The following is a 22,752-nucleotide window of genomic DNA, read 5'->3' as shown; positions in this document are numbered from 1 at the left end:
AAACGCGCATGGAGGGGACGCAAGACCCGCCGTCCGTCAGGATGGAAGGCAGACCCCCGCGAAGTGCGAACCAAGCAGCCGGGCGACCGGCGTCAGACTTGGAGCGGACGGCCGCAAGACCGTCCTGCAAACTAGAACAAACTAGCTTGCAACGGTCGGTGCTCACCGCGCTCGTCTTCGGTGTCGCCATCGCGATCGTCCATCCGGAGATCAACAAGCTCAAATGGTCGATGATCACGCTGGACGCGCTCGCGCTCGGCTTGTTCGCCGTCAACGGCACGGCGAAGGCCATGTATCTCGGCACGTCCGGTATGACCGCCGGATTCCTCGGCATGGCGACCGCGCTGGGCGGAGGCCTCACCCGTGACATCCTGCTCAACGACGTGCCGATGATCATCCGCGACAAACACTGGTATGCGGTGCCTTCCGCCATCGGATGCGTGTGCACCGTGTTCGTATGCAAGGGGCGCATGGCCGGTCTGTTGGACGCCGAACAGGAGATCGGCCTTGATGTGCTCATCATCGTGCTCATCGTCGGGATGCGTCTCGCCTCTGTGATCTACAACCTCAAATTCCCGGGTGCCGTGGAGCGCCACAACGTCTACCTGCCGGGGGAGGGGCGCTACCTCAGGCGTCCGGACATCACTCCGAAGTCCGGTTCCTCGGATCGCGAACCGCACGCCCGATGGGGCGATGACGATGATGCCTGACCGCTTTCCGCCCCGTTCACGGGGAGGCGAAAACGGCCAAGTGGCGCGTCCGCGGGCGGCGCGTCGTGTTATCCGCACGGCATGCTAACATCTACGTCTCGTATGTCCTTATAGCAAACGTCGTTTGGAGTTACATTGGCAAACATCAAGTCGCAGAAGAAGCGCGTCCTCACCAACGAGAAGGCGCACAAGCGCAACGTGGCCGTCAAGTCTTCGCTGAAGACCGCCGTCCGCGCCACCCGTGAGGCCATCGCCGCCGGTGACAAGGCCGCCGCCCAGGCCGCCTACCAGGTCGCCGCCCGCAAGCTCGACAAGGCCGCCAGCGCCGGCGTGATCCACAAGAACCAGGCCGCCAACCGCAAGTCCGGCCTTGCCGTCGCGATCAACGCCCTGTGAGACTGATTCCGCTCCGTTGAGCGGAAGGTCAAGGAACCCCGCAAACCCATCCGGTTTGCGGGGTCTCTTATTTCGCGTACACTAATGAAGGTTTGACCAAAGTCGATTAGGAGGCATGTTCAGTGGCCACCCAGCACAACCAGCCCGGTTCCACCGACCAGTCGTTGATCCGCAACTTCTGCATCATCGCGCACATCGACCACGGCAAGTCCACCGTGGCGGACCGCATCCTGCAGCTGAGCGGCATCGTGCCCGAACGCGAGATGCGCGACCGCTTCCTCGACCGCATGGACATCGAGCAGGAGCGCGGCATCACCATCAAATCGCAGGCCGTGCGCGTGCCGTGGACGTTCGACGGCACCGAATACACGCTGGGTATGATCGACACCCCCGGCCACGTGGACTTCACCTACGAGGTGTCGCGCGCGCTGGCCGCATGCGAGGGCGCGGTGCTGCTCGTCGACGCGACGCAGGGCATCGAGGCGCAGACGCTGTCGAACCTGTACATGGCCATCGACCACAACCTCACCATCATCCCGGTGCTCAACAAGATCGACCTGCCGAGCGCCGAGCCGGACAAGCACGCCGAGGAGATCGCCGGCCTCATCGGCTGCGAGCCGAGCGACGTGCTGCGCGTGTCCGGCAAGACCGGCGAGGGCGTCGCCGACCTGCTCGACCAGATCGTCATGGAGGTGCCCGCACCGGAAGGCGACCCCGAGTCGCCCGCCCGCGCGCTTATCTTCGACTCCGTGTACGACTCCTACCGCGGCATCGTCACCTACATCCGTATGGTCGACGGCGAACTGCACGACCGCGAGAAGGTGCACATGATGGGCATCGGCATGACGCACGATCCGATCGAGATCGGCGTGATCAGCCCGGACATGACGCGCACGAAGGCGCTCGGCGCCGGCGAGGTCGGCTACATCATCACCGGCGCGAAGGACGTGAGCCAGTCGAAGGTCGGCGACACCCTGACCTCCACGGTCAATCCCGCCGCCGAGCCGCTGCCCGGCTACCGCGATCCCAAGCCGATGGTCTACTCCGGCCTGTTCCCGATCGACAACGCCCAGTTCCCCGAACTGCGCGAGGCGCTCGACAAGCTCAAGCTCAACGACGCCGCGCTCGTCTACACGCCGGAGACGTCCGTGGCGCTGGGCTTCGGCTTCCGTTGCGGCTTCCTCGGTCTGCTGCACATGGAGATCGTTTCCGAGCGTCTGAGCCGCGAATTCGGCCTCGACCTCATCCAGACCGCGCCGAACGTCACCTACGAGGTGACCAGCGAGGACGGCAGCGAACATCACGTCACCAACCCGAGCGAGTTCCCGGACGGCAAGATCAAGAAGATCGTCGAGCCGATGGTCGCCGCGGACATCATCACGCCGAAGGAGTTCATCGGTGCGGTCATGGACCTGTGCCAGGACCATCGCGGCCAGATGGGCACGATGGAGTACATCTCCACCGATCGTGTGGAGATGCACTACCGCATCCCGCTGGCGGAGATCGTGTTCGACTTCTTCGATCAGCTCAAGTCCCGCACCAAGGGCTACGCTTCGCTCGACTATCACGAGGACGGCGAGCAGTCGGCCGACCTCGTCAAGGTGGACATCCTCATCCAGGGCGAGAAGGTGGATGCGTTCAGCGCGATCGTGCACCGCGACAAGGCGTACAGCTACGGCGTGATGATGACGAAGAAGCTGCGTGAGCTCATCCCGCGCCAGCAGTTCGAGATTCCGATCCAGGCGGCGATCGGTTCGCGCATCATCGCCCGCGAGAACATCCGGGCGCTGAGGAAGGACGTGCTCGCCAAGTGCTACGGCGGCGACATCACGCGTAAGCGCAAGCTCCTCGAGAAGCAGAAGGCCGGCAAGAAGCGCATGAAGATGCTCGGCCACGTCGAGGTGCCGCAGGAGGCGTTCATCGCCGCCCTGTCCACCGGCGAGGACGCGAACGACCGCGACACCAAGGACAAGATCCGCGCCGCCCAGAAGAGCGAGGGCTGACGGATACGATCGGAATCGGCCCCCTCGGACGAGGGGGCTCCCGGCGATGCCGGGTGGGGGAGCGAGGGGCGCAGTGAACGCCGGATTGGGGTCTCTCCCTCAGTCCGCCTACGGTGGCCAGCTCCCTCGTCAAAGGGAGCCATATGACCTACGAAATATACATTCACGTGCCGTTCTGCCTGCGCCGTTGCGGCTATTGCGATTTCAACACATACACCGCAGTGGATCTTGGTGCGGGTGCCTCGCGCGGCAACTATGCGAATATGGTCATTCGCGAGATGGAACTGGTGCGACAGTGGCAGCTTGACCATGGCGTCGAGGAGCCGGCGGCCGACACCGTGTTCTTCGGCGGCGGCACGCCCACCATCCTCGCCGCGGACGATCTCGTGGCCATGCTGGACGCCGTCCGCCGCATCTGGGGCGTCGCGCCCGGCGCGGAGATCACCACCGAGGCGAACCCGGACACGGTCAACGAGTATTACATCGACCGTCTCGCCGCGGGTGGGTTCACCCGCATCTCCTTCGGCATGCAGTCGGCCGTGCCGCACGTGTTGAAGACCCTCGACCGCACACACACGCCCGCGAACGTGGCTGCCGGCGTGCGTGCCGCCGACAAGGCGGGTCTGCGTTCCAGCGTCGACCTCATCTACGGCGCACCGGGGGAGAGCCTCGACGATTGGCGCACCTCAGTCGAGACGGCCATCGACTTGGGTGTGAATCATATTTCCGCCTACGCCCTCACCGTGGAACCGACCACCAAAATGGGCAGGCAGATTGCCGCCGGTACCCTGCCCAAGCCGAACGACGACGACGAAGCCGCCAAGTACGAGATAGCCGACGATCTGCTCACGGCAGCCGGACTTGAATGGTACGAAGTCTCCAACTGGGCTCGACCCGGCTACGAGAGCCGCCACAACCTTGGCTACTGGAGGAACGTTGATTGGGCCGGATTGGGTCCGGGGGCGCACAGCCACTACAACACGGTAGGGCGTGCAGTGCCCGCCACCTCCTCTGCTGCTCCCGACGCCACCTCCACTGTCGTCCCGAGCGAAGGCGAAGGGCCTCTGCGCAGCTGGGACATCGCCCACCCGCGCATGTGGGGCACGGCCATCAACGAGAGCCGTATCCCGTGGGGTGGCAGCGAGCCGATCACGGCGACCGAGAACCTCGAGGAGCTCATCATGCTCGGCCTGCGTCTGCGCGAGGGACTCGACCTGAATCGCATCAACCAAGCCATCGTCGCGTCCGCTGAGAACAAGGCCGGCGGTGCCGCAGCGGAAGGCGAAGCCATATCGTTGCAGCCCATCGACGTCGCCGAACTCCAGCCGATGGTCGATGAGGAACTCATCACCGTTGAAGGCGGCAACCGCGTCGTTCCCACCCGCAGGGGGCGGCTGCTCAACGACGCCGTCATCGAACGATTCTTCGACCTCGCCGGCATCTGACCTGGGCGATGGCATGGTCCGTTGACGTCAGGCGACGCCCTACGGCTTATGCCATCGTCTGTTTGGTCATGTGCGTCCGCTACCACGGCAATGGTCGACCGTCGCGGAAGAAACCGCCGGTCGGGCCATCGTCGGGCAGCGTCGCCGCCCAAGTGATGCTTTTCGCGTTCACTTCGACCGGGCGGCCGAACATGCCGGAGCCGAACGTGTCGGTGATGTCCGGGCAGACCGCGTTGACGAGGATGCGCTTGCTGCTTGACTCGCCGACCCCTCATTCGGCGAGCAGCGCTTCCCGGTAATGTCGACCGGCTTCGGCGAGCGCCGCGTCATCCAGTTCCATCGATTCGAACACGACGAACGGCTTTCTCCATACGGCGTGCGTGTAGCGTGCCATCATCCGGTACGGCGAGAGCACCTCATCCATCGTGGCGCCGTCGTCGACCGGCCGGTATTCGCTTTCCGGTCCGCCGGCGGTGGTGGCGACCATGATTTCCTTGTCGCGCAGCGCGTCGTCGTCCGTGCCGTACGCCCAGCCGTATTCGAGCACCTTGTGCGTGGAGTCGTGCTATCGGCGGTGGCCGGACAGAGTTGCCGAAACGACAGTTTCACCCGAATTGTTCATTGCGTCGAAGCCGTCCATCCTCCATAATGACGCTCGTTAAATAGACACCGTGATGATTATGGATGGGGATGGGGCATCAATGCGCAATGTATGGAAGGTGTTCGTGCGGGACTCGCGACGGATCCTCGCGGTGCCGTTCGCGGTGCTGCTGCTGGTGGCGTCCTCGATCATGCCGGGACTGTACGCGTGGCTCAACGTCGCCGCGAACCTCGACCCGTACTCGCTGACCGGCGACGTGCCGATCGCCGTGGCGAACAACGACAGGGGCGCCTCGGTCAACGGCCGGTCGATCGACATCGGCGCGCAGACCGTCGCCTCCCTCAGGACGAACAAGGATCTGGGATGGCGGTTCGTGGACGACTCGCGCGCCATCGCCGGCGTCGAATCGGGGGAGTACTACGCGGCCATCGTCATCCCGTCGGACTTCAGCCGCGACCTGACCTCCATCGTCCACGGCACGCCCGGCAGATCGGAACTCGACTTCTACGTCAACGAGAAGGTCAATTCCCTTTCGCCCCGCGTCGCCGAATCCGGGGCGAACGCCATCGAACAGCAGATCAACGCCGCGTTCGTCTCCACGGTGAGCGACGCGATGACCGGCGAGCTCGCCAAGGCCGCCGCGAACGCCGACACGGGCATGCAAAGCGCCTCCGCCACGCTCTCCGGACAACTGGACGCCACGCGGACCAAGGTGAAACAGGCCAAAACCAAACTCACCGAAGCCAGTCGGGGCATCGACTCCTCTCGCGACACGTTGCAACGGGTCTCGACAAGCCTCGCCTCCCTGTCGACGCAGGCGACCGGACTGTCGTCGAGCCTCGGGACCACGGCCTCGTCGGTCGGGGACGTGCGCGACGGGTTGAACGCCTTCGGCACCCAGGCCGGCGCGGCGATTGGCCAAGGACGGACCGGATTCGGCTCGCTGAGCGGCCGCGTGAACACCCTCGTCGGCTCCATCGACGGCACCGCGGCGCAGACGGCCGGCAAGGTCGACGCCGCGCTGGACCCGCTGGAATCGGCCAACGATTCCCTGGGCGACGCCATCGCCATCCTCGAATCCGATCCGCAGCTCGCCGACAGCGATGTGCTGGGACAGCTCACAACCAAACAGCAGGAGCTCTCCGGCCAGATCGACGACCTGCGTCGGCTCAACGACCGTCTGCCGTCGGATCTCGCGGCGAACGGCGAGCAGATCTCCGCCTCGCTCGATGAAACGCGGAACCGGGTCGACGGCCTGTCCGCGAAACTCGATGACGCCACGGCCAAGGCGAACGGCGGACTGGACGCGATCTCGGCGAAACTCGTCGGCCTGTCCGGCGCGACCGGCTCCGTCTCGAACCAGATCGAGCGAATCTCCGACGGCATCACGCAGATGGACGCGACCCTCGCCATGGCCTCCGACGTGACCGGCCGCACCGTCTCCGCACTGGACGGCGTCGACGAACGGATCGAACGCACGCAGGCCGACTTCGCGCTGCTCGAATCCAGCGAGGCGTGGACGGCGGTCCGCGGCGCGGCCGGCCTTGACGCCGACTCCGTCTCCGGATTCCTCTCCTCACCCGTGGAATTGAAGACCCGCGAATATTTCCCGATGGAGAACTACGGTTCGTCCGTCGCGCCGTTCTTCACGAACGTCGCCTGCTGGGTGGGCTCGTTCGTCGTGCTCACCCTGTTCCGTCACGACGCCGATTCCGACGGCGTCGACGGGCTGACCGCCAAGCAGGCGTTCCTCGGCCGATGGCTGCTGTTCATGCCCGTCGCCATGCTGCAGGGCGTGGTGATCGCCGCGGGCGACCTCGCCATCGGCATCCAATGCGTCTCGCCCGCCGCGTACCTGTTCGGCACAGTCGTATGCTCGATGACCTACATCTCGTTCGTCTACTCGCTGGTGATGATGTTCCGCCACCTCGGCATGGCGTTGAGCGTGATCGGCGTCATCCTCCAGGTGCCCGGCGCCGGCGGCATGTACCCGGTCGAGATGATGTCGCGCTTCTATCAGGTGATCCACCCATGGCTGCCGTTCTCCTACGGCGTGCCCGCATTGCGCGAGGCGATCGGCGGCCTCAACGGTGGCGACTACTGGCGCTATCTCGGACAGGTCTCGCTGTTCGCGGTCGGAGCGCTGTTGGTCGCGATGATGGCCCGTCCCCATCTGGCCGATCTGAACGCGCTGTTCACCCGCCAACTCGCCGACAGCGATCTGATGAACGTGCGCCATCAGGAGATCGTCGGCGCCGACAACGGTCTGATGGCGACGATGCGCAGGATGATGGACGACCGCACATGGGGCGCGGGACTGCGGCGCAGGGCGGAACGGTTCGAACGCCTCTACCCGACGCTGGTGCGCGTCGGCTTCCACCTGGTGTGGGCCATCCCGGTCCTGCTCCTCGCCATCATGTGGATCACCGGACGACGACTCGCATTCCTCGTCGCATGGCTCATCGGCGTGCTCGTCATCGACGTCGCGCTCATCATCATGGAATACCTGCATTGGAACCTGCCCAAACGCGTGCGGCAGAGCGAGATGGGGGAGCGCGACCTGTTCGCCCCGCTCATGGCCGCGCTGCGGGATCTGGGAGTCGGCGCGGAGACGGAGACCACGGCGGCGGAGATGACGCCGACGAAGACCGCGCGAACGGAAATCGCGAACACCGGAAAGGAGAACCGCTGATGCGCAACGTGCTCACCGTGTTCCTCAGGGACATGGACCATGTCCGCAAAGGGGTCGTCACGCTCATCATCGCCATAGGCCTGATCATCATCCCCTCGTTCTACGCGTGGTTCAACATCTACGGCAGTTGGGACCCGTACGACGCAACCAGCGGTCTCAAGGTCGCCGTCGCCAACGAGGACAGGGGATACCGGGGCGACATGCTGCCGGCGAAGGTCAGCATCGGCGACCAGGTCGTCAACACGCTGCGCGCCAACGACGACCTCGACTGGACGTTCGTGGACGCGGACGAGGCCCGCCGGGGCGTGCGCGGCGGCGAATACTACGCCGCGATCGTCATCCCCGCCGACTTCAGCGACGACCTGTTCACCCTGTTCTCCAGCGAACCGCGCAAGGCGAGCATCGTCTACTACTCCAACCCGAAACTGAGCCCGATCGCCCCCACGATCACGAACCAGGGCGCCGCGTCGGTGCGCCTGCAGATCAACGAGATGCTCACCTCCACGGTGGCGAAGGCCGCGTTCGGCGGCATCGAATCCGTGGCCTCGTATCTGGACGACGGCGGTGGCGAAGGACGGATCGCCGCACTGTCCGCCAACCTGAGGAGAACGGCCGACGACCTCGACTCGACCGGCTCACTGGCCGGCGACTACGCGAACCTGACGCGGTCCGCCGCATCGATGCTGACGACGGCCGCCGCATCGATGGACGGCGCCGGCGACACCCTCGCCTCGGACGGCTCCTCGTCGAAGGACCTGTCCGCGAAACTCGACGAGGCCGCCAACGCCCTCGACAAAGCCGATACAGGCATCGAAACCGGACTCGGCACGCTCGCCGACGCCTTCGACACGGTCGGCGGGGACGTCTCCGACGCGGTGTCCGAACCCGCCTCGAACGCGGAGGAGACCGCCGCGCGACTGCGCGCGATCTCCACCGACAAAGTGCGTCCGACGATCGACGCACTCACCGGATACCGCGACGCGCTCACCGCCCTGCGCAACGACGCAGGCACCGACACGGCGAAACACGCCATCGACGCGGCCGTCAGGGACGTGGACCGCACGATTGCCAAACTCGAACGGCACGACACGAAACTCAACAAGGCCGCCGACTCCCTCGAATCCGGCGCGACGACCGCACGGAAGGACGCCGAGGCCATCGCGGCCGAAGCCGGGGGCATGGCGGCCTCCATCCGGGAACTCCGACGCTCCTACAGGCAGGACGTCTCCACGTCACTCGACGGACTCGGCGCCTCCGCCAAGGAGACCGGGCGCCGGACCGTCGAACTCACCGCCACGGCCCGGTCGCTGCTCGCCGACGCGACCGGGACGGTCGGGAGTGCCGGCACGAACGGCGCGGACGGCGCCGGCAGCGGGTCATCGAACGCCGCCTCCGGCATCACCGCCGCCGCGGACGACCTCGACGACGTGAAGACCAAACTGCAGGTCCAGTCATCCAAGCTCACCGCGCTCGCCGACGACATCGACGCGGCGCTGGCGTCCGGAGGCGTGCAGGCGGTGCGCGAGCTGTTCTCCCAGCCGGCCGAGACGCTCGCCACGGCGCTCGTCTCGCCGGTCTCGATGAACCGCAGGGCGTTGTACGCCGTGTCCAACAACGGCTCCGCGATGGCGCCCTTCTACACGCTGATGGCGATCTGGGTGGGCATCACCTTCCTCGGCCTCATCATGAACGTGCAGGTCTCCGAGCGCATGCGGGCCTCGATCCCCGGCATCAGGGGATGGCAGTGCTACCTGGGCCGCGGCATGACGTTCGGCGCGTTCGCGTTCGTGCAGTCGACGATTCTGGGACTCGGCGACCTCCTCTACCTGCGCGTGCAGACCGTCGATCCGTGGCGGTTCATGCTGTGCCTGTGGTGGACGGCGTTCGTGTGCAGCGTGTTCATCTACACGCTGGGCGCGGTGTTCGGCAACATCGGCAAGGCGGTCAGCACCGCGCTGATGATCGCGCAGATCGCCGGCATCGGCGGCACGTTCCCGGTGCAGATGCTCGCCAAGGGCTTCCGCGACATCCACCCGTACTTGCCGTTCTCGCATGCGATCGCCGCCCTGCGCGAGACGATCGGCGGCTTCTACGGGAACGTGTACTGGGAGCAGATGGGGCGTCTGGGCATCTACCTCGTCGTGGCCCTGCTCATCGGCATCCCCCTCTACACTCCGATCAGCCGCCTCATGAACCGTACCAACGAACTCGTCGCCAGCACGGGGGTGATGGGCTGAGGACACCAAGGAAGCCCGGTGGACTTCCGACTGTCCTCAGCCTGAGCGAGGCGGAAGCCGAGTGAGGGTGATGTTAAGCCCGCCGTAGGCGGGTTCGTCATTGCTGGGGTCGGAGGCGAGGGCACCAAGGAAGCCCGGTGGGCTTCCGGCTACCAGAGGATGTCCACCGGGGCCGTGGTCTTGTTGATCTCGATGATCCGGCAGATCTCCTCCGGGCTCTCCTTGCATCCGCGTCGGATCCACAGCCAGACGATCGAGGCGACGGCGGAGACGAGGATTTCCATCGCGTAGTCCGCGGGAATGCCCCTGTACATGTTCTGCGGTTCGGCGCCGGAGCGTGTCGCCTGTATGACGATCAGCTGCTTCAGGACCTTCTTGAGCCGGTCGTAGAGCTGCATGTCGTTGCCGGATTGGGAGACCACGTTGAAGAACTCGTAGTCCCGTTTGATGTACACCAGCGCCTCGGAGATCGACTTCGCCTGGAAGACGTCGCAGATGGGCTTGCCGGCTCGCGTCGTGACGGTGCCGTCGGCGTCGGCGTTGGTCAGGAGAATGGCGGTCAGGTCGTCGATCGTGTCGTCGATGAGCTGCTGCTTCAGGTCGAACTTGTCGAGGTAGTGCATGTAGAAGGTGCCGCGGTTGATGCCGGCGGTGCGGGCGATGTCGCTCACGGTCATCGCGTCGAACCCCTTGTCGCGCATCAGTGTGGTGAAGGCGGACTTGATCTTCGCCTCGGTCTTGGTGTTGCGTTTGCCCGTCATCGGTAGCTCCCCGTCGTGCCGTTTCCCGTTTCCGACGTCATTGCGGCGTCCGTGCGCCGCATGATGTCGCCATCCACCCATTGTATCAACGTGTTGTCCGTTTAATGCAGGAATCAACGATTCGCCGGAAACCGTTCAATATAGACGGAATCGGGAAAGCTGTTCATTGACCGGCCCGGCAATCCGCCCATACAATCGCAAATAGTTAAATCAACATGTTGTCTATTGCGGAAGGTGAACACGACGATGGCGTACATCGAGATGATCCACAGCTTCAAGCGGTACCACATGGGCGACACGACGATCACGGCCAACAACGACGTGAGCTTCGGCATCGAGAAAGGCGAACTCGCCATCATCCTCGGAGCGTCCGGCGCCGGCAAATCCACCGTGCTCAACATCCTCGGCGGCATGGACACCAACTCCGAAGGGCAGGTGATCATCGACGGCAAGGACATCTCGAACTACACCGCGCACCAGCTCACCGACTACCGTCGCCACGACATCGGCTTCGTGTTCCAGTTCTACAACCTCGTCGCCAACCTCACCGCACGCGAGAACGTGGAACTCGCCTCCGAAATCGTGCATGACGCGCAGGACCCGGTGCAGGCGCTCATCGACGTCGGCCTCGAACACCGCATCGACAACTTCCCGGCGCAACTGTCCGGCGGCGAACAGCAACGCGTCGCCATCGCGCGTGCCGTCGCCAAGAACCCGAAGATCCTCCTGTGCGACGAGCCGACCGGAGCGCTCGACTACAACACCGGCAAACAGGTGCTGCAAATCCTTCAGGACCAGAGCCGCCTCAAAGGCGCCACCGTCGTCATCGTCACCCACAACTCGGCCATCGCGCCCATCGCCGACCGTGTCATCCACATGCACGACGCCCGCGTCAAATCCATCGAGACCAACGAACACCCGATGGACATCGAGAATCTGGAGTGGTGACCATGAGCAGAATCCGCAAGCGCATGCTGTGGAAGGACATCCGCATCACCCTCGCCAAATCCAAAGGTCGGTTCCTCTCCATCGTGAGCCTCATGGCCTTGGGATCGTTCGCCCTCGTCGGACTGTTCGTCACCGGACCCGACATGAAGATCACCGGCACCGACTTCTACGGACGGCATAATCTCGCCGACGTCACCGTGATCAGCGACTACGGCCTGAGCAAGGACGACGAACGGATCATCCGCGCGACCGACGGCGTCGACAAAGCCGAATTCGGTTACTTCAAAGACGTGACCATCCGCAACTCCGACCACAGCATACGCGTCTACTCGAAACCGGAATCGGTCTCCACCTACGAGGTGGTCGAAGGACGCATGCCCGAACACGCGAACGAAATCGCGCTCGACCGTGCCGAACGCGACACCTACGCGGTCGGCAGCACCATCAGACTCAAGGAACGACCCGACATCGCCGGCGACACCGTGCTTACACGCAACGACTTCACCGTCGTCGGATTCGTCGACGCCAGCGACACCGTCTCCAACCTCAACATGGGACAATCCACCGCCGGCACCGGCGAACTCGACGGCTACGCGGTCGTCACGACAACCGTGTTCGACTCCGACGTGACGATGATCGGCCGCGTCACCTTCCACGACACACAAGACGTCGACTACTGGACCGCCGACTACCGCGACCGCGTCAACGCGCACAAGACCACGCTGACCAAGCGACTCGCCAACCAGCCCGACGCGCGTGCCGCCTCCATCCGCGAAGACCGACGCGCGCAGATCGACAAGGCCCAACGCAAGGTCGACGACGCCAAACAGCAGCTCATCGACGCGCAACAACAACTCGACGACGCGAAAACCCAGATCGAAAACGGCAAAGACCAACTGGCCGACGGGACCATCCAAGCCGCTGACCAGGCATCCGCCGCCGTCGCCGAACTCGCCGGAGCAACCGCGCAGATAGCCTCCGCCGACTCCCAACTCGACGCCGCACAGACCGCGCTCGCCGCCGGCGCGCAACAACTCACCCAAGGGCAGGGCCGACTCGACGAGTCATGGACCCAACTCGTCCAGGCGAAGACCCAGCTCGACCAGGCGCGCACCCAGCTCGACGCGGCCAAATCCGTGCTCGACAAGATCGGCACGCTCCTCGCGCAATGGGAGGAAAGCGGATTGACCGGCGGCGCATACGACAGCGCCCAAACGCGATACGACCAGGCGCTCGCCGCCTACAACGATGCCGCCTCGCAATATAACGCGAAGCTCGCCGCCTACAACGACGCGCTCGCACAGTGGAACGACGGGGCGTCGCAGCTCGAACAGGGCTCGCAGGACTATCAGGACAACGCCGCCGCCATCGCCGACGCGCGCACCCAGCTTGCCGCCAAACAAGGCGAGCTCGGTGCGGCCGTCTCGACCCTGACCGGCCGCGGCGCGTCCGGAACAGACGCGCAAGGCGGCGTCTCCCAACTCGTCGAGGGCCAACGCGCCCTTGAGAAGGCGCAGGAAGAATACGACGCGAAACTCGCCGAATTCAACGCCGCCAAACCCGCCGCCGAGCGCAAGATAGCCGAAGCAGAACGCAACATCGCGCTCGCCCGCGAGAAGGTCGATACGCTCGAAGTACCCGCCTATTCGATCGACGGGCGACGCGAAGGACTGACCTCGGAAGGCTATCGCGTCTACGAGATCATCGCGGGCATCGTCGAGAAACTCGCCCTGATCTTCCCCGTGTTCCTCTATCTCGTGGCGGCGCTCGTCACCTTCACCACGATGGGGCGCATGGTCGATGAGGAACGCGTCAACTCCGGCACATTGAAGGCACTCGGCTACGGGAACGCGGACATCCTGAAGAAATTCACCTGCTACGGCTTCCTCGCCTCCACGCTGGGTACCGTCATCGGCGTCGCGGCCGGCCATACGCTGCTGCCGCTCATCGTCGACCACGCCTACTCCGACGGATTCACGATGCCGCGCATCGCGCTGGCGTTCCACCCCGGCATCACGGCGATCGCGTTCCTGCTCGCCTGGGCGAGCGCCGTCGTGCCCGCCACGCTGGCGGCATCGCGCGAGCTTAGGGAGAAGCCGGCCGCGCTGCTCCTGCCCAAACCGCCGGCCAAGGGATCGAAGATCCTGCTCGAACGGTTCACACCGGTATGGAATCGTCTGAGCTTCACGCGCAAGGTGACCGCGCGCAACCTGTTCCGTTACAAGTCGCGCGGGCTGATGACGATCCTCGGCGTGGCCGGTGCGGTCGCCCTGCTCACCGCAGGTCTCGGCGTGCAGGGGTCGATCGGGCAGATCAGCGAACGCCAGTTCGGCGAAATCGTCCATTACGATCTCATCGTCGCCGAGAAAAGCGACAACAACGACGAACAGCGAGCCTCCGTGAAACGGATGATGAAGCGTGACGCCGTCGCCTCCTCCACGCCGATTCGCTACGAGGAGGCCACGACGGAAGGTGGCAGTCAGGGCGACAAGCAGGATGTCACGGTGATCGTCACCGACGACGCCTACAACTTCGGCCGATACATGACGTTGCGTTCGCGCTCCGGGCACGAGCCGCAGATACTCACCGACCGCGGGGCCGTCATCTCCGAGCGCATGGCCTCGATGCTCGGCGTGAAGGAGGGTGACACGGTGAGCGTCACCGATTCCACGGGCTCGAAGCGCACGGTGCGCGTGGACGGCGTGACCGAGATGTACATCGGGCACTTCATGTTCATGTCCTCCGGGGGCTACGAACGCGTGTTCGGCGAGGACTGGACGGCGAACGCGTACATGGTCCGGCTCAAGAACCCGGATACGGCGAACGCCGGACGCGTGGGCGCCTCGTTCATGAGGAACGACGGCGTCAGGGGAGTGGTGCAGAACATCACCGCGAAGAACCAGGTGGCCACGATCGTCGACTCGCTCGACCAGATCATGGAGGTGCTGATCCTCGTGGCCGCGCTCCTGGCCGTGGTGATCCTGTACAACCTCACCAACCTCAACGTGTCCGAACGCATCCGCGAACTGTCCACCGTCAAGGTGCTCGGATTCCATTCGAACGAGACGACCATGTACATCTACCGGGAGACCATCGTGCTCTCCGTGATCGGAATCCTCGCCGGGTACGGAATCGGTGCCGGGCTCCACCGGTACATCATCACCGAGGTGCCGCCGGACGAGGTCATGTTCGACCCCGCGCTCGGCTGGCCGGCGTTCGTCGCGCCTGCCGCGCTCATCGCCGTGGTGCTCGCCGTGCTCGGCGTGGTCGTCTACGTGAGGCTTCGCGACGTGGACATGCTCGCCGCGCTCAAGTCGGTGGAGTGAAGCCCGGAAGGGGTGCCCGCGAGCCGATGGACGGGGCGGACGGACGCCCCTCCCGGGCCTGCCGGTTCGTTCCTATGTCCGGTTCGCCCTTTTAACTAGTGCGTTGGATTGAAGGGCAGACAGGACGACGACGGGAGGAGACGCGCATGGCGAGAAGCACGGGGCATTCCCGTCCGGTGATCAAGGACGTCGCCAGACTCGCCGGCGTCTCCGCGCCCACCGTATCCCGCTACCTCAACGGCACCGTGAAGGTGTCCGAGGAGAAACGGGCGCGCATCGCCAAGGCCATCGAGGAGCTCGGTTACGAACCGAGCGTCGTGGCCCGCGCCCTGTCCAACCGGGAAATGGACACGGTGGTGGTCTTCGCCGCCAATCCGGAGGCGTTCTCCACCTCCGAGACCAACCACGGGGTCGAGCGGGCGGCACGTGCGTGCCGGTTCCTCATGAACATCGTCTCCTTGGACGAGTCCGACATGGATTCGGTCGAGGCTCGGGTCAGGATGGGTCTGTCCGTGCGTCCCGCCGGCGCCATCGTCTACCAGTACGACCGTGCCGGCATCAAGGCGCTCGATTACCTGCCGAAGGACCTGCCGCTGGTCGTCGTCGGCGGCGGATTCGGTGATGCCGACCGCCAGATCGTCAATGCGGAGCGCGAGGCCGGACGGTGGATGACCATGCACCTGCTTGACATGGGGCACGAGACCGTCTTCCACGTGACCCGCCCGAAAGGTCCTACCGACAACACCCGTACCGACGGCTGGCGTGACGCGCTCGAGGAGCGCGGCGTCGCCATCCATGAACCGATCGTCGTGTCGCGCGATCTGGAGGAGGCCGTCGCGGCCGGGCGTGCGTTGGGGGAGCGCGACGACGTGACCGCGGTCTTCGCCGGCGACGACGAGACCGCCGTCGCCGTGATTCGCGGGTTGAGGGAGAAGGAGCGTCAGGTGCCGGACGATGTGAGCGTCGTCGGCTTCGATGACCGCAACTTCGCCTCCATGTGGTCGCCTGCGTTGACCAGCTACGGCCAGAACTACCTTGAGATGGGGCAGCGCGCTTTCCGCATGCTCTACGAGCAGGTGAAGGCCAAGCGCGACGGCGTCGAGCCGCCCGATCCCCGCGTCGAGGTTGTCGAGGGGCAGCCTGCATTGCGCGCCTCCGAAAGCGTATACGTGCCGTGGCGCTGACGGCGTTTCTGGTTCCTGTGACGGTTTCGGTGACGGTTTCTGTGACGGTTTTCTGTGACGGTTTTCTGTGACGGTGCGCCGGGGGTGCGGTGGTGACACACCGTCAACCCGCCTGTGCGCGACGCCGTCACGAAAACGGCTAAAATTGGGTATTGACTTTTTCCGCAACTCGGTATATGGACAGCGAAACGCGAAGGACATAGTGCGACGCTACGCTGTCAACAGCAACTGACCCAAGTGGCACGCTTCCGCGCGCCCGATACCAATTGAGGTGATTTCGGTGACATTCAAAGCCCCGCTTGATCTCACGGTCCACGCTCCGGATGGAATGTACGACCCCTCCAACGAGCATGACGCCTGCGGTGTGGGCATGGTCACCACGCTCAACAAGCGCCCCGAGCACAAGATTGTCAAGGACGCCATCGAGGTGCTGGTCAACCTCGACCACCGCGGCGCGGTCGGTGCCGAGGAGAACACGGGTGACGGCGCCGGCATCCTGATGAGCATGCCGGACGAGTTCATGCGCGCCACCGTGCCCGCCGAACTGCCCGCCGCAGGCCACTACGCCGCCGGCATCGCGTTCCTCGACCGCGACATCGAGACCTCCGGCCAGCAGGAGCAGGCTATCGCGAAGATCGCCCGCGAGGAGGGCCTTGAGGTCCTAGCGTGGCGCGTCGTGCCCACCAACCCGGACGGCCTCGGCCTGCAGGCTCTCGCTGCCATGCCCGGCTTCAAGACGCTCGTCCTGGCCGACCCTGAAGGCGGCCTTGCCGGCATCGAGCTCGACCGCAGGACGTTCCGCATCCGCAAGCGCGTCGAACACGAGGTGGGCGTGTACTTCGCCTCCCTGTCCGCGCGCACCATCACGTACAAGGGCATGCTGACCACCATGCAGCTGACCCATTTCTTCCCGGATCTCGTCGACGAGCGCATGAAGGCCACCGTGGCCATCGTCCACTCCCGCTTCTCCACGAACACGTTCCCGAGCTGGCCGCTCGCCCAGCCGTTCCGCCTGCTCGCCCACAACGGCGAGATCAACACCATCCAGGGCAACCGCAACTGGCTGTCCGCCCGTGAGGGTCGACTGAGCTCCGAATTGCTCGGCGAGTTCGAACCGCTGCTGCCGATCACCACGCCCGGCTACTCGGATTCCGGCACCTTCGACGAGTGTCTCGAACTGCTGCACCTCGCCGGCCGTTCCCTGCCGCACGCCATCTGCATGATGCTGCCGCCGGCATGGGAGAAGAACCCCGACCTCGACCCGGACGTGCGCGCCTTCTACGAGTACAACAACACGCTCATCGAACCGTGGGACGGCCCGGCCGACATCGTCTTCACCGACGGCACCCAGGTCGGTGCGCTGCTCGACCGCAACGGATTCCGTCCCGGCCGCTGGCAGCTCACCGACGACGGCTACCTTGTGCTCGCTTCCGAGGCGGGCGTCCTGCCCGAGATGGAGCAGGAGCACATCGTCTCCAAGGGCCGTCTCGAGCCCGGCAAGATGTTCCTCGTGGACACGGCGGAAGGCCGCATCATCCCGGACGAGGAGATCAAGAAGTCCCTCGCCGCCCAGCACCCGTACCGCAAGTGGGTGGAGGGCAACTCCGTGGAGATGAGCGACCTGCCCGCCCGCGAGCACGTCAACCACTCCGGCCAGTCCGTGCAGCGCCGCCAGCGCGCCTTCGGCTACACCGAGGAGGACCTGAAGATCGTCCTCACGCCGATGGCCAACACCGGCAAGGAGCCGCTCGGCTCCATGGGCAACGACACCCCGCTGCCCGCGCTCTCCAAGCGCCCGCGCATGCTGTTCGACTACTTCAACCAGAAGTTCGCCCAGGTCACCAACCCGCCGCTCGACTGGGAGCGCGAGGAGACCGTCACCTGCCTCGAATCCGCGATCGGCCCCGAGCCGAACCTGCTTGCTGACTCCGAGCTGCATGCGAAGAAGATCCTCATCCCGCTGCCCGTCATCAACTCCGACGAGATGGCCCAGCTCAAGCGTCTCGACAAGGCACGCATCTTCGGCGGCTACTACCGCCCCTACGTGGTCCGCGGCCTGTACCAGGTGGCCGGCGGCGGCGAAGCCCTCCAGCAGCGTCTGGACGAGATCTTCGCCGAGATCGACGAGGCCATCGACAACGGCAGCAACTTCATCGTGCTGTCCGACCGTGACTCCAACCACACGTGGGGCCCGATTCCGTCGCTGCTGCTCACCTCCGCCGTGCAGCACCATCTGCTGCGCCGCCACACCCGCACCCAGGTCTCCCTGGCGGTCGAGGCCGGCGACGTGCGCGAGATCCACCACGTCGCCCTGCTCATCGCCTACGGCGCCGCCTGCGTGAACCCGTACCTGGCGTTCGAATCCGTCGAGAACCTGTCGCGCGAAGGCTACGTGAAGGTCGATCCCGCCACCGCCGTGAAGAACCTCACCAAGGCGCTGTCCATCGGCGTGCTCAAGATCATGGCCAAGATGGGCGTCTCCACCATCATGAGCTACCGCGGAGCCCAGCTGTTCGAGGCCGTGGGCCTGAGCCAGCAGGTCGTCGACGAATACTTCACCGGCACCACCACCCGCGTGGGCGGCGTCGGCCTCGACGAGATCGCCGAGGAGGTCGCCTCCCGCCATCGCGTCGCCTACCCGAACCAGTGGACCGCGTCCCCGCACCGCAACCTGCGCACCGGCGGCCTCTACAAGTGGCGTCGCACCGGCGAGGACCACCTCAACGACCCGGAGGCCATCTTCCTGCTGCAGCAGTCCACCCAGCGCGGCGACTACGGCATGTTCAAGAAGTATTCGCACCACATCGACGACACCTCCAACAGGCTCATGACGCTGCGCGGCCTCATGAAGTTCAACAACACACGCAAGCCGATCGACATCTCCGAGGTCGAGCCGGCCAGCGAGATCGTCAAGCGGTTCTCCACCGGCGCGATGAGCTACGGCTCCATCTCCCAGGAGGCGCACGAGACGCTCGCCATCGCCATGAACACGATCGGCGCGCGCTCCAACTCCGGCGAGGGCGGCGAATCCGACGACCGCATCGAGGATCCGCAGCGCTACAGCCGCATCAAGCAGATCGCGTCCGCGCGCTTCGGCGTAACCTCCGACTACCTGGTCCACGCCACCGACCTGCAGATCAAGCTCGCCCAGGGCGCCAAGCCGGGCGAAGGAGGCCACCTGCCGGGAGCCAAGGTCCCGCCGTGGATTGCCAAGGTCCGCCACGCCACCCCGGGCGTCGAGCTCATCTCCCCGCCGCCTCACCACGACATCTACTCCATCGAGGATCTCAAGCAGCTGATCAACGATGCGAAGATGGCGAACCCGAAGGCCCGCGTCCACGTCAAGCTCGTCTCCGAGTTCGGCGTCGGCACCATCGCCGCGGGCGTGGCCAAGTGCCATGCCGACGTGGTGCTCATCTCCGGCTACGACGGCGGCACCGGCGCGGCCCCGCTCAACGCGATCCGCCATGCGGGCACCCCGTGGGAGATCGGCCTGTCCGAAACGCAGCAGACGCTGATTCTCAACGGCCTGCGCTCCCGCATCGTCGTCCAGTGCGACGGCGAGCTCAAGACCGGCCGCGACGTCGTCATCGCCGCCCTGCTCGGCGCCGAGGAATTCGGCTTCGCCACCGCGGCGCTGATCGTCGAAGGCTGCGTCATGATGCGCGCCTGCCAGAAGAACACGTGCCCGCAGGGCATCGCCACCCAGGATCCGGAGCTTCGCGCCCGCTTCCGCGGCAAGCCCGAGCATGTGGTCAACTTCTTCATGTTCATCGCCGAAGAGGTCCGCGAGATCCTCGCCGAACTCGGCTTCCGCACGCTCGAGGAGGCCGTCGGCCACGTCGAATGCCTCGACCAGGACGAGGCCATCAAGCGCTGGAAGTCCGATGGCATCGACCTGAGCAACGTGCTCAAGCAGGCCGGTCCCGTGCCGGGCACCATCCTGCACAACACGGAGAGCCAGAACCACGAGCTGGAGAAGGCGCTCGACAACCGGTTCATCGAACTCGCTCAGCCGGCGCTCGAACACCAGGAGCCCGTGCGCATCGATATGCCGATCCGCAACGTCAACCGCACGGTCGGCACGATGGTCGGCTACGAGATCACGCGCCGCTATGGTGCCAAGGGCCTGCCCGACGACACCATCGACATGACCCTGCACGGCTCCGGCGGCCAGTCCATCGGCGCGTTCATCCCGCGCGGCGAGACCATCCGCGTGTACGGCGAGGTCAACGACTACGCCGGCAAGGGCCTGTCCGGCGGACGCCTCATCGTGCGTCCCGAGGACGGCGTGACCTTCGACCCGCATGAGGACGTCATCGCCGGCAACGTCACCGGCTTCGGCGCCACCTCCGGCGAGATGTTCGTCGCCGGCAAGGCGGGCGAACGCTTCGCCGTGCGCAACTCCGGCGCCACGTTCGTCGTCGAGGGCGTGGGCGACCACGGCTGCGAGTACATGACCGGCGGCACCGTCGTGGTGCTCGGCCCGACCGGCCGCAACTTCGGCGCCGGCTTCTCCGGAGGCAACACGTACGTGCTCGACCTCGACATGAAGCAGGTCAACCCGGAGGCCGTGGAATCCGGCGCGCTGCTCTTCGAGCCGCTCGACGCCGAAACCTCCGACCTCGTCAAGGGCCTCGTCAAGAAGCACGCCGAGGAGACCGGCTCCGAATTCGCCGCATCCCTGCTGGCGGATTGGGACGAGACCGCCAAGCGCTTCACTCACGTCGTCCCCAAGCAGTTCGTCGCCATGACGAAGGCCATGGAGGAGGCGGAAGCCAACCACATCGATTTCAACACGCCCGGCGCTTGGGAACAGGTGTACGAGCACGTCATGGAAGGAGCGCGCTGACATGGGCGACCCGAGAGGATTCCTGAAAGTCCGCACCCGCCGCGAGCTGGCCGAACGTCCGGTCGAGCAGCGCATCAAGGACTGGTTCGACGTGCATGCCGAATCCGGCCTGCAGTCGTGGACCACCGAACAGGCGGCCCGCTGCATGGACTGCGGCACCCCGTTCTGCATGACCGGCTGCCCGCTGGGCAACCTCATCCCCGAATGGAACGACCTGGTTCGCCAGGAGCAGTGGGAGGACGCCTACCAGCGTCTGAGCCTGACCTCCAACTTCCCGGAGTTCACCGGCCGCATCTGCCCGGCATTGTGCGAATCCGCGTGCGTGCTCGGCATCCACCAGCCGCCGACCATGATCAAGAACGACGAGGTCACCATCATCGACCAGGCGTGGGAGCTGGGCATCGTCAAGCCGATGCCGCCCCAGCGCCTCACCGATCAGACCGTCGCCGTCGTCGGCTCCGGTCCCGCCGGCCTCGCCGCCGCGCAGCAGCTCACGCGCGCCGGCCACACCGTCGTTGTCTACGAGAAGGACGACGCGCTCGGCGGCCTCATGCGCTACGGCATCCCGAACTTCAAGCTCGAGAAGACGCTCATCGACCGCCGCATCAAGCAGATGGAGGCCGAAGGCACCCGCTTCGAGACCGGCGTGGAGATCGGCAAGGACATCAGCTGGGACGACCTGCGCGACCGGTACGACGCGGTCGTCGTCGCCATCGGCTCCCGCGTGCCGCGCGACATGAAAATCCCCGGCCGTGAACTCGACGGCATCCACTTCGCAATGGAGTTCCTGCCCGACGCGACCCGGCGCATCTACGGCGCGCCGCTCGAGCACGACATCACCGCCAAGGACAAGCACGTCATCGTGATCGGCGGCGGCGACACCGGCTCCGACTGTCTCGGCACGTCCATCCGCCAGGGTGCGAAGGACGTCACCGTGCTGCAGATCATGCCGAAGGAACCGACCGAACGTCCCGACAACCAGCCGTGGCCGACCTTCGCACGCCTCTACCAGAAGACCACGTCGATGGCCGAAGGCGGCGAATACCTGTACTCCACGGATTCGGTGAACTTCATCGGCTCCGACGAGGAGCAGAGCCGCGTCCACATCGAGAACTCCACCACCGCGGAAGGCTTCGTGGCGGACGAGCACGGCCACGTGACCGGTCTCAAGGTCGTCTCCGTCGCGCCCGGCGAGAACGGCCCGTTCACCCGCCAGCCCGGCACCGAACGCGTGCTGCCCGCCGACCTGGTGCTCATCTCCGTGGGCTTCCTCCACCCGGACACCACGACCATCGTCGACCAGCTGCCCGTCGAGCTCGACCAGCGCGGCAACATCGCCCGCGACGACAAGTTCGCCACCTCGCAGGACGGCGTGTTCGTGTGCGGCGACGCCGGCCGAGGCCAGAGCCTCGTGGTGTGGGCCATCGCGGAGGGCCGCTCCTGCGCGGCCGCCGTGGACGAATACCTGTCCAGCGAGCACACCAGCGAGCTGCCCGCGCCGATCACGGCCTCGCAGCGTCCGATGATGTTGCCCCGCTGAGGTTCGGCCTGAGGGTTTCGGCCGATAGGGGAGCGATTCCCGTCGGGCGTGTTGCGT

At 65.4% G+C, this 22,752-nt stretch carries 12 protein-coding genes and 1 pseudogene; 11 read left to right on the top strand and 2 right to left on the bottom strand.

The features are described from left to right. Positions 1 to 158: 158 nt before the first annotated feature. The 4 genes and pseudogenes from AC1AYR_RS09225 to hemW form a co-directional block, all read left to right on the top strand. A pseudogene (locus AC1AYR_RS09225) lies at positions 159 to 710 on the top strand (trimeric intracellular cation channel family protein); the annotation flags it as partial. A gap of 135 nt (positions 711 to 845) precedes the next feature. Continuing rightward, the gene (rpsT, locus tag AC1AYR_RS09220; protein WP_476512348.1) at positions 846 to 1,106 is read left to right on the top strand and encodes a 30S ribosomal protein S20; all 261 of its coding nucleotides are present in this window, start codon (positions 846 to 848) and stop codon (positions 1,104 to 1,106) included. Between the two features lie 122 nt (positions 1,107 to 1,228). Next, positions 1,229 to 3,109 (top strand): translation elongation factor 4, encoded by a 1,881-nt coding sequence (gene lepA, locus AC1AYR_RS09215; RefSeq protein WP_476512349.1) that lies wholly within the window; start codon positions 1,229 to 1,231, stop codon positions 3,107 to 3,109. A gap of 143 nt (positions 3,110 to 3,252) precedes the next feature. Next, complete coding sequence (hemW, locus tag AC1AYR_RS09210) at positions 3,253 to 4,554, top strand: radical SAM family heme chaperone HemW (RefSeq protein WP_476512350.1); 1,302 nt, start codon at positions 3,253 to 3,255, stop codon at positions 4,552 to 4,554. A gap of 271 nt (positions 4,555 to 4,825) precedes the next feature. On the opposite strand, the gene AC1AYR_RS09205 is transcribed toward hemW, so the two are convergent. Further along, positions 4,826 to 5,101 carry an NAD(P)H-dependent oxidoreductase gene (locus AC1AYR_RS09205; RefSeq protein ID WP_476512351.1) on the bottom strand — a complete coding sequence of 92 codons (276 nt, stop codon included), beginning with the start codon at positions 5,099 to 5,101 and terminating at the stop codon, positions 4,826 to 4,828. A gap of 154 nt (positions 5,102 to 5,255) precedes the next feature. On the opposite strand from AC1AYR_RS09205, the gene AC1AYR_RS09200 reads away from it, so the two are divergent. Together AC1AYR_RS09200 and AC1AYR_RS09195 are read left to right on the top strand one after the other, a co-directional pair. Continuing rightward, entirely contained in the window at positions 5,256 to 7,847 is a 2,592-nt protein-coding gene (locus AC1AYR_RS09200; RefSeq protein ID WP_476512352.1) for a YhgE/Pip domain-containing protein, read from the top strand. Then, positions 7,847 to 10,084 (top strand): YhgE/Pip domain-containing protein, encoded by a 2,238-nt coding sequence (locus AC1AYR_RS09195; RefSeq protein WP_476512353.1) that lies wholly within the window; start codon positions 7,847 to 7,849, stop codon positions 10,082 to 10,084. Before AC1AYR_RS09200 ends, AC1AYR_RS09195 begins: the two co-directional genes overlap by 1 nt. A gap of 149 nt (positions 10,085 to 10,233) precedes the next feature. Here the strand turns inward: AC1AYR_RS09195 and AC1AYR_RS09190 are convergent, their stop codons facing one another. Continuing rightward, a complete protein-coding gene (locus tag AC1AYR_RS09190; protein WP_476512354.1) occupies positions 10,234 to 10,845 on the bottom strand; it encodes a TetR/AcrR family transcriptional regulator in 612 nt (203 codons plus the stop codon). 246 nt (positions 10,846 to 11,091) lie between these two features. Here AC1AYR_RS09190 and AC1AYR_RS09185 point away from each other — a divergent pair, with 246 nt between their 5' ends. The 5 genes from AC1AYR_RS09185 to AC1AYR_RS09165 all read left to right on the top strand — a co-directional run bounded on the left by AC1AYR_RS09185 (position 11,092) and on the right by AC1AYR_RS09165 (position 22,695). Beyond that, positions 11,092 to 11,793: an ABC transporter ATP-binding protein gene (locus AC1AYR_RS09185; RefSeq protein ID WP_476512355.1), complete on the top strand. Its 702-nt coding sequence runs from the start codon at positions 11,092 to 11,094 to the stop codon at positions 11,791 to 11,793. A 2-nt stretch (positions 11,794 to 11,795) separates the two neighbouring features. After that, entirely contained in the window at positions 11,796 to 15,119 is a 3,324-nt protein-coding gene (locus tag AC1AYR_RS09180; RefSeq protein WP_476512380.1) for an FtsX-like permease family protein, read from the top strand. A gap of 146 nt (positions 15,120 to 15,265) precedes the next feature. Beyond that, positions 15,266 to 16,303: a LacI family DNA-binding transcriptional regulator gene (locus AC1AYR_RS09175; RefSeq protein ID WP_476512356.1), complete on the top strand. Its 1,038-nt coding sequence runs from the start codon at positions 15,266 to 15,268 to the stop codon at positions 16,301 to 16,303. A gap of 280 nt (positions 16,304 to 16,583) precedes the next feature. After that, positions 16,584 to 21,155 carry a glutamate synthase large subunit gene (gltB, locus tag AC1AYR_RS09170; RefSeq protein ID WP_476512357.1) on the top strand — a complete coding sequence of 1,524 codons (4,572 nt, stop codon included), beginning with the start codon at positions 16,584 to 16,586 and terminating at the stop codon, positions 21,153 to 21,155. A 1-nt stretch (position 21,156) separates the two neighbouring features. Further along, positions 21,157 to 22,695 (top strand): glutamate synthase subunit beta, encoded by a 1,539-nt coding sequence (locus AC1AYR_RS09165; RefSeq protein ID WP_476512358.1) that lies wholly within the window; start codon positions 21,157 to 21,159, stop codon positions 22,693 to 22,695. Positions 22,696 to 22,752: the final 57 nt, after the last annotated feature.

It is taken from the genome of Bifidobacterium sp. LH_417 (assembly GCF_056357035.1).
Note: the sequence above shows the minus strand (reverse complement) of the source record. Positions and strands in the feature narration are given on the sequence as shown.